Raw genomic sequence first — 8,328 nt, 5'->3', positions numbered from 1 at the left:
TAAGAATTGTTTTATAAAAAACAAATCATGCACAAATATGATTTTCTGTCAACTTAATTTAGATGCGTTTACCCTGAATAAAATATCCCCTAGCTGCTACAATTGGTTTATGAACTTCATTGACGATTGAAGTTTTACCAATCCCGGAATAACCGGAAACTAACATCATCTCGGTGGCACCGAGGCTGACTCGTCCAAAGGCATCTAGAAGAATTTGGACTTCGGTTTCTCTACCATAAAGTTTCTGGGGAATGAGTAATTGGTTGCCGCGATCGCGTTGACCGATGGCAAAATTTTCAATCTTTCCAGTTGTCTGCAATTGCTGCAAACAAGTTTCCAGGTCAAATTTTAATCCCGCCGCACTTTGATATCGGTCTTCCGCATTTTTTGCTAACAGTTTCATCACAATATCTGAAACCGCTTGAGGAATTTCTGCTACCTCTTTAGGTGGGACGGGTTGTTTGGCAATATGACAGTAAACCAACTCCATCGGATCGGTGGTACTAAATGGCAACTGGTTGGTCAGCATTTCATAGAAAGTCACTCCCAAAGAATAGAAATCCGTGCGGTAGTCAATTGCGCGATTCATCCTTCCCGTTTGTTCGGGTGACATATAAGCGAGAGTCCCTTCTAGCAAGTTGGGATTGCTAATGCTTTGGTTTTTCAATTCCAAGCGCGATGAAATACTAAAGTCAGTCAGTTTTACTTTTCCTGTCGCTGGATTGATAATGATATTTGAGGGCTTAATGTCTTTGTGAATGATCGGTACTTGATGGAGATAGATCAAAGTTTCGGATAGAGCGATCGCTACCCTCAGCCACTCGGTTATTGACAGGTTATTGGCTGCCATAAAATGATAAAGGGATAGACCCCCAAAATCTTCTAATATCAGCGCTAAACTATTCTGATAATTCTCTAACTTGTAAGTTTTGACAATTCCTTCACACTCTAAATTTTGAGTGATTATAAATTCTTGCCTTAAATTGGTGATTTGTTCAAGGCTAGGATAATCATTTTTTATTATTTTAACGATGACAAGCTGTCGATCCCGATTTCTTATCCCTCGATAAACAACGGTTCTGACTCCTTCGTAAATATTTTCTATAATTTCGTATCCTGAAAGAATGATCGTTTTTTTAACCTTACCCTTTTCATTAACTATTCTAAATCGATGCGATCTAGTTCTTCCCGACTGGCGCTCATAATCGACTGAGGAACTGGGGGACAGCCTGCTTTGGTATTGCTTTGAGTGGGTTCGTTCATCTGGCTCTCCTGAGTTACAATGTAATAATGGTAACAGTGTAGATAAGTATTTGATTTATGAAGGGGAAATGAGGACAGTAACTTAGATACTATCTTTGATAAAAATTTGATATTTATTCTCTCCTCCCCTACGTCAAAGCGCAATTGGAATCGACATTAACTTATTATCGGCTCTCTCGTACTTATGGTGATAACGCAAGCTAAGAATTTAGCACGATCGAGAGTTTCAACGTTCAGTCTCAGATACTTAGTATCATCTGCTACTTTTAAGACAAAGCATCGGGGAGAGCCGAGGAAAAAATTATGTGATTAATTGATGTTTGCATCGACACTGATGTCATGAATGCTGCACTGGGGCAAGCGTAACAAGTCGCTTTAGCTGTCATATCAAGGTGCGACTCGGCTAAAATGTGGCGCGCCACATTTCTGGGGCAATTGTTCAATTAATGCGATGATATAAATGTGTGGCAATGCTCATAAGCTGTGGAGCATTTAAACCAGTAACGAGGCTAGTAGGGTGCGTCATTCGCGAACCCTTACGCTGAAACGGAAAACCTTAGATGCTGACGCACCTTACGCAAGTCCTTTAAATGCCGAACAGCTTACTGACGATCGCCACTAACCAACAACCAATTTAGGCTAGAACTACCAGAAGGTTGCCAGCCTCTGCGCTCTCAAATCGGTTCTATAAAACCGACACATTTTTAATGACGATAATTTTAACCAACGACGACGGCATCGATGCTCCCGGCATTCAAGCACTTTTGCAAGCAGTAAAGGGCAAAACAATTATGGTTGCTCCCCAAGGCCAATTGTCCGGCTGCGGGCATCAGGTGACAGCCCACAGTCCGATTCATGTCGATCGGCGATCGTCCGTGGAATATGCTGTAGGGGGAACACCGGCCGATTGCGTCCGCATCGCTCTTCATCACGTTTGTGCGAAGCCGGATTTGGTGCTTTCGGGTATTAACGCGGGCGGCAATTTGGGGGTTGACGTGTATATTTCCGGTACGGTGGCGGCTGTGCGGGAAGCAGCCATGCACGGTATTCCGGGAATCGCAATTTCCCACCGAATTAAAAGGCCGCTCGAAATTGACTGGGATGTCGCTACTCGCTGGACATCGCGGGTGTTGGGGGATTTGCTGAATCGGGAACCAAAGTCGGGGTGTTTCTGGAATGTGAATTTGCCGCATTTAGCGCCCGGAAGTGCGGAACCGGAAATTGTGTTTTGCCAGCCTTCGACGCAGCCGCTGCCAGTGGTTTACCGGATGGAGGGAGAATACTTTTATTATGCGGGAGAGTATGGATCGCGCGATCGAGCGGCGGGGACTGATGTTGACGTGTGTTTTGAGGGTAATATTGCGGTGACTGAGATATCGCTGTGATAGATTTGATGGGATTTGATGGGATTGGGCGATCGAACTATCTTTTTTTTCAACCAAGTCTAAAAAAATGGTGTTAAATTCGATCGGCGACAGAATGTTTGATATTCATGGCTAAAAACAGATTTCATTATACTTTGGGTTTAGCACTGCATATTCCCTAGATATAATAAACCTGTTTTCGGATTATCCCAAAATAGGATATTTAAATCTGTTAAAAATCGATAGTAATGACAATTACACAAAATTAATCGCAATTCCGAGAGTGGCCGCTATCTCTATTTGCGGCCGTCCGTGCTACCATAATTTTTTTTGTCATCCTTCGGCTTAGCAACACCATCAGGTTGTTTCTTTGGCTTTTTGACTTCTTTGTTGCTTTTTCTTTCTTTTGACATGATTCTTCCTCAATTTTGACTCAGCATAACATAGATTGACACATTTGCCTAACTGCCAGTAGACGAGGTGCTGCTATACAGATATTAATCGCTGTTAGTTTTGTACCATATGCAGTATATTATCCGCTAGGTTTTGAACGAATACCCTCTACCGTTAGGCATATCGATAAATTCCTCAGAATTACAATGTCTGAAATTACTTTTCACCCGATCGACTAAAGGAAATATTGAAAAGCACGAGCAGAACTGCTGCGAGACTACCGAGAAAAATTCGGGCTGATTAAGCTGTTGTTCCACATCTAATTTTCCTGAAAAATGACAAGCGAATTTCTTCATGTGGTACCCGCCACGTGATTTATCCGTGGAATCAATCCAAAATCTAAAATCTAAAATCCTCACGCCCCCGAATTGATCTCGCGCAAGTCAATCCAAAATCTAAAATCTAAAATCTAAAATCGAATGACAGCAGATAAAATATGGAGCTATGGCCATGCCAGCCTTCGCGACACCTGACGCAAACACAACCAACAAATTTGCAGTCTCGGTTTAAAAAAGCTGTTAGTCACAGTGGACAACAAAAATATTGATTTTAACTATTGATTAACACTTCGGACAGTGTTTGATGGCTTACCTACTAAGAATAACGGTTTCACGGATCTCAGTACGATCGCAACCCTTGCCCAAGCACACTAGAGGCTAAGTAAATCAAGGGTTTCAGGTTATGACCTCAAAACGATCGGGACTAGGGAAAAAGCACCAAGTATATGTATAAATATAAAGTTAATTGTCCGCTTTCAAGAAAGTGCGATCCAGTCCGCTCCTTTTGAGATAAAATACTTATAAAGAGTGTTTATTTCTAGATTAATTTCCGCTATAAGGAATGTGACCCGTATGGAAGTAACCGAGCTGCTCAAAGAATACGAAAATGGAAACAGAGACTTTGCTGACGCAAACCTCAGCGGAGCAAACCTCAGCGGAGCTATGTTAGTTGGCGTCAACCTTTCAAGGGCTAACCTGTCGGGAGCTAACCTGAGTCGGGCGCATCTCACCAAAGCAGAACTCAACGACGCAAACCTTTACAGGGCAAATCTGAGTTTTGCCAAAATGGGTCAAGCCAGACTAGCCGATGCAGAGCTGACAAAAGCCAATCTCAGCGGAGCTTTCCTCGTCAAAGCAAAACTGCCCAGGGCAAAGTTGAGTGGCGCCCAACTCATCGGTAGCAACCTGCGGATCGCCATCCTCTGGAACGCCAATTTGTGTACAGCCGACATGCAATTCATCAACCTGCGAGGCGCCAACCTCACGGGAGCCAACCTCAACTGGGCAAACTGCGGAGGGGCAAAACTCAGCGGTGCAAAGCTTTTTGGCGCTCAACTAACAGGCATCTATCTCAGCAAAGCTTATATCAATGGCATCGACCTGAGCAGGACGGATCTCAATGGCGTCAACCTGAGTGAAGCCAAACTAAACGGGGTAAACCTGGAAGGCTCGAACTTGTTAGCTGCCAATCTCAGCGGGGCTCAGTTGCGGGGCGTCCAGTTGATGGGAGCAGATTTAACCAGGGCAAATCTGGTGGGGGTTTCTTTGGTGCAGGCAAACCTCGATTGGGCTAGGCTGTGCTATGCAGACTTGAGCGAAGCCGACTTGAGCGGCGCAAGTTTCACGGGAACCAACTTTGAGGGTACTCAGTTAGCCGGATCAACAATCCCCCCATCTTTGAGCAATGATGTCTACTTAACTGCAGCACGTGGTGTCGCAGCTTAGGCAAGGCCAAAAATTAATTTCGCATCCGAGTGTACGACTCTCGCATTGGTTTAACTTTTGATGCCGACATCATTACTTTTGTGAGAGTGTTGCACCGGCAAGAAATTTACTGATATTTGCGAGAGTTTGTAGCATCACAATTGAGCTCACCCGATTAATTTCGCGACTCGCAAAGCAGAGGTAATGGCTCCTTCGTGCAAACCATCCCCCAAATAAGCTCCCGCATGATAAGTGTTGTTCTCGCCATTAGTCTCGATAACTTCATTTCGATATCGAAAAGACTCGACAGTGTACAGCGGCGTGTGATGTTTCTGAATGTGAATAATCTGCTTTTGGGCGATCGACTCCTGCAGTTGAAAAGCTAAACTGTACTCTCGTGGGGAGGAGATACCGCAAAGCTGATTCAAGCTCGCATTATATCCCCATCCCTTGTCCGTCTCGAAAAAATCAAATTCTGATAACTTGCGGATACCATAGCGATCGTACATCGATGTATCCGAATGCAGTACAGTCGTTGCATAATTGGCTTTCCACGCGGAAAACCGCTTCGTTTCCGCATCAGTCGGATCAGACAATAACCTCAGAACTCGATCTGGTGGCATCGCAAAAACCACCTTCTCAAATTCCTGGATTTCCCCATCAGAAAGCACAATTTTTACAGCATTCGCACTTCTAAAAATATTGGCAATCTCCACATTTAGCCGTATATCGCCCTTAAATCGCTCCAAAATCTTTTCAATGTAAGAATACACCCCGCCTTTAATCCTCACCCAGTTGACAGAGCCATATTCGCGCAAAACAGGCATCGCTAATTCTGCCGGGAAATTGTCGAGCAATTCAAACGGTATCGAGTAGCTGTACATCGTCAGCAACTTCAGCCAATAATTGCGGATGCACGAACTTTTCAAACTCTGAGAAAGCGGCACATCGTAGAAATCATGCTGTTTAGCAAACCGCATTTTTAAAATAAATCCCGCCGAACGAGCGTAAAGACTATCAAGTCGCAAATACTCGATTAGGCGTTGGATTCCGGTGAAATTCTTTTGGATAGATACCGCAGACAAAAAGTGAGTGCCATCTTTAAAAAACAGCGCTGAACCAATCTGCACGGGTTCTAATTGCACCCCTAGATCCTGCATAAAAGCCACGAAATTGTAAAACACAGTGGGAAATTCCAGCACCCCATTTTCTAATATTTCATTGCACTCCGATTGGTTGGGTACAACATTTTTGTTCAGCGTCCGAATGTGTCCGCCTAAAATCGGCTGACTTTCCAACACAGTGACGTGATGTCCCTGTTTATCGAGCCAGTAGGCTGCTGCCATACCGCTCGCTCCGCCCCCAACAATTGCAATTCTCATAGTTCACTCCTAGATTGATAGGTTATACCATTGTGGATTTTGTATTTTCGATTTTTGATGAAATAATTGGGAATAATTGATGAAGCTAGTGGTCGGAATATTGCCTACGGTTGCATTCTTTTGACGAATTGTATTTGATAGCTATTACAACACTTACCTCTAAGGTTTATATGTAGGTACACACTGCAAACTGTCCCGCTATTGATTAGTTGAATAGATATTAATTGAATGCCGATATTATCGGTACGAAACGGCAATCATCTATCCCTACAAATCTTGCCGTTTCCTGACAGATATCAGCAAATTTTGGGTTTCGCAAAGCCTCAACCCAACCTACGAGATATCGCCGTTATTTAATTGGCATTGCTTAGCCTAAAATCGCATCGCCGGATAAACGTTGATAAAGCAGCGCCCCCGTCCAAAATGTCGGTGCAAAGCCTGGATAGCCCGAGGAGGCGTTGCAGAAATAGAAATTGTTGAGGGATGTTTCATGATTTAGCCGATCGACTCCCATGTTGCGCGGCGTCAGGCTGGAACCGTAGGAATTACCGTTAGGACACCAACAGAAGCGCTCGTTAGTCGTCGGACTTCCGGTAATATGAAAGACCATGTGTTTGCGGAAATTCGGAACATAGTGTTTTTCCACAACATCTAAAATTGAGTCCAGAATCTCTTGTTTCTTCTGTCTGTAAGCTTTGCGATCGCTCTCCCAAAGCTGTTTAAAATAGCTGTAATTAGCAACAGTCAGAAATTCGACAATTTGACAATCTTCTGGACAATCCCGCCGCGCTTGGGTCAGTAAAGTTGGCGTTGTAATTGCAAAACTCGGACGAGAAAAATCATTTTGCTCATACATTTGAGCAAACGCTTCATTTAGATCCAAGTGTTCAGAATGAAACGTATTCCACTTGCCAAATCCATAGTCTCGGAGATCGATATCTTTGACAACGCAGTACACCATGTAGTTAGATGCAGAATACTCATAGTTGAGTTTCCGCCGCACAGTTTTAGAGAACAGTTCCTCTCCAATCATCTTGGCCGCTCTTTTCGGGTCAAGGTTGCAAATCACCGTGTCGCCCGTGAATTCATGGGTTTGATTGGTGGTCAAATCCATCGCTTCAACACCAGTTACTGTTCTATTTATCACCCTAAAATTCGTGACTTCATGGTTTAGTAGAACTTTCCCCCCGTTGGATTCAATGACTTTAACTAAAGAATTGATAACATCTTCAAAATGCTGCGTCGGGTAAAATGCACCTTCTTGATAGCCTCTAAACAAGGCAATCCAAGCATAGAAAGAAAGCTGATTTGGAGGCAGCAAAAAGTCCGGCCATTGCAGGGCTAATAGGGTTTGGGCGGCTTGCGGGAGTTGGAACTTGTCGAAAACGTCCTGAAGTGTACTGTTGAGGTGTTGGACGGCACAGAATACGTCCCCGAAATTTTTGAGCAATTCAATTGGTTTGACGGGAGGAGCGAGTTTTCTTAGTCCTTCGCCGGTTTTCTCGACTTCGTTGACGAATTGGCGAATTCTCTCGCCCGCTTCGGGAAACAGCGCCGACAATCTGCGGATCAGTTCCTCTGGTTCCGAGGGAATATCCAGCGCATACCCAGGCATTCTCATGTGGTCGTAGCCATTCGGATCGTACCGCTCAAAGGTGACATCTCGATCGAGACCGAGTTTTTTGAGAACTCGATTGACTGTATGTCCTTCGCCGCAGTCCCACACGTAGTGGAATTGGGCATTAAAGGTGTATTTTTTGGCCATCGTAAAGGTGTGACCAAAGCCTCCGGGATGTTCGTGAGCTTCGAGGATGTGTACGGTTTTGCCGGAGTTTGCCATCAAAGCTCCGAAAACCAGTGCTGATAAACCACTGCCGACGATGAGGTAATCTGTTTTCATGGGCAATTTCCTCGATCGATTGAATCGGGCGATCGTTGTTTATTTAAACTAACGCTCAATTCTGAGGAAATTCTGAAGAGGGCTTACCACGCTATTTGTGGGGTACGCACTGTTATGCCTTTTTGGGCGGGCAGGACGCCCAAAAAATACAACACCCCACAATAGTGTGAAGCATCTAAATTTAGGCTCGCGAATTAAATAACTTACAATTTTAATTGTTATTGTGGGATGGGCGTCCCGCCCGTCCTTTTTGGACGGGCGGG

At 44.2% G+C, this 8,328-nt stretch carries 5 protein-coding genes; 2 read left to right on the top strand and 3 right to left on the bottom strand.

The annotated features are described in order from the left end of the window. Positions 1 to 58: 58 nt before the first annotated feature. A complete protein-coding gene (locus tag QUA88_RS28770) occupies positions 59 to 1,105 on the bottom strand; it encodes a protein kinase domain-containing protein (RefSeq protein WP_333275138.1) in 1,047 nt (348 codons plus the stop codon). 865 nt (positions 1,106 to 1,970) lie between these two features. On the opposite strand from QUA88_RS28770, the gene surE reads away from it, so the two are divergent. Then, complete coding sequence (surE, locus tag QUA88_RS28765) at positions 1,971 to 2,648, top strand: 5'/3'-nucleotidase SurE (protein ID WP_333263022.1); 678 nt, start codon at positions 1,971 to 1,973, stop codon at positions 2,646 to 2,648. Positions 2,649 to 3,931: 1,283 nt separating this feature from the next. Beyond that, positions 3,932 to 4,804, top strand: a complete 873-nt coding sequence (locus tag QUA88_RS28760; RefSeq protein ID WP_333056290.1) for a pentapeptide repeat-containing protein — start codon at positions 3,932 to 3,934, stop codon at positions 4,802 to 4,804. 146 nt (positions 4,805 to 4,950) lie between these two features. Here QUA88_RS28760 and QUA88_RS28755 read toward each other — a convergent pair whose 3' ends face one another. Beyond that, positions 4,951 to 6,165 carry an FAD-dependent oxidoreductase gene (locus QUA88_RS28755; protein WP_333056291.1) on the bottom strand — a complete coding sequence of 405 codons (1,215 nt, stop codon included), beginning with the start codon at positions 6,163 to 6,165 and terminating at the stop codon, positions 4,951 to 4,953. 367 nt (positions 6,166 to 6,532) lie between these two features. Then, positions 6,533 to 8,065, bottom strand: a complete 1,533-nt coding sequence (locus QUA88_RS28750) for an NAD(P)/FAD-dependent oxidoreductase (protein ID WP_333275134.1) — start codon at positions 8,063 to 8,065, stop codon at positions 6,533 to 6,535. Positions 8,066 to 8,328: the final 263 nt, after the last annotated feature.

The sequence above is a fragment of the Microcoleus sp. D3_18_C2 genome (assembly GCF_036702395.1).
Taxonomy (GTDB): domain Bacteria; phylum Cyanobacteriota; class Cyanobacteriia; order Cyanobacteriales; family Microcoleaceae; genus Microcoleus.
The sequence above is the reverse complement of the archived record's forward strand: the minus strand, read 5'-3'. Positions and strand labels throughout refer to the sequence as shown.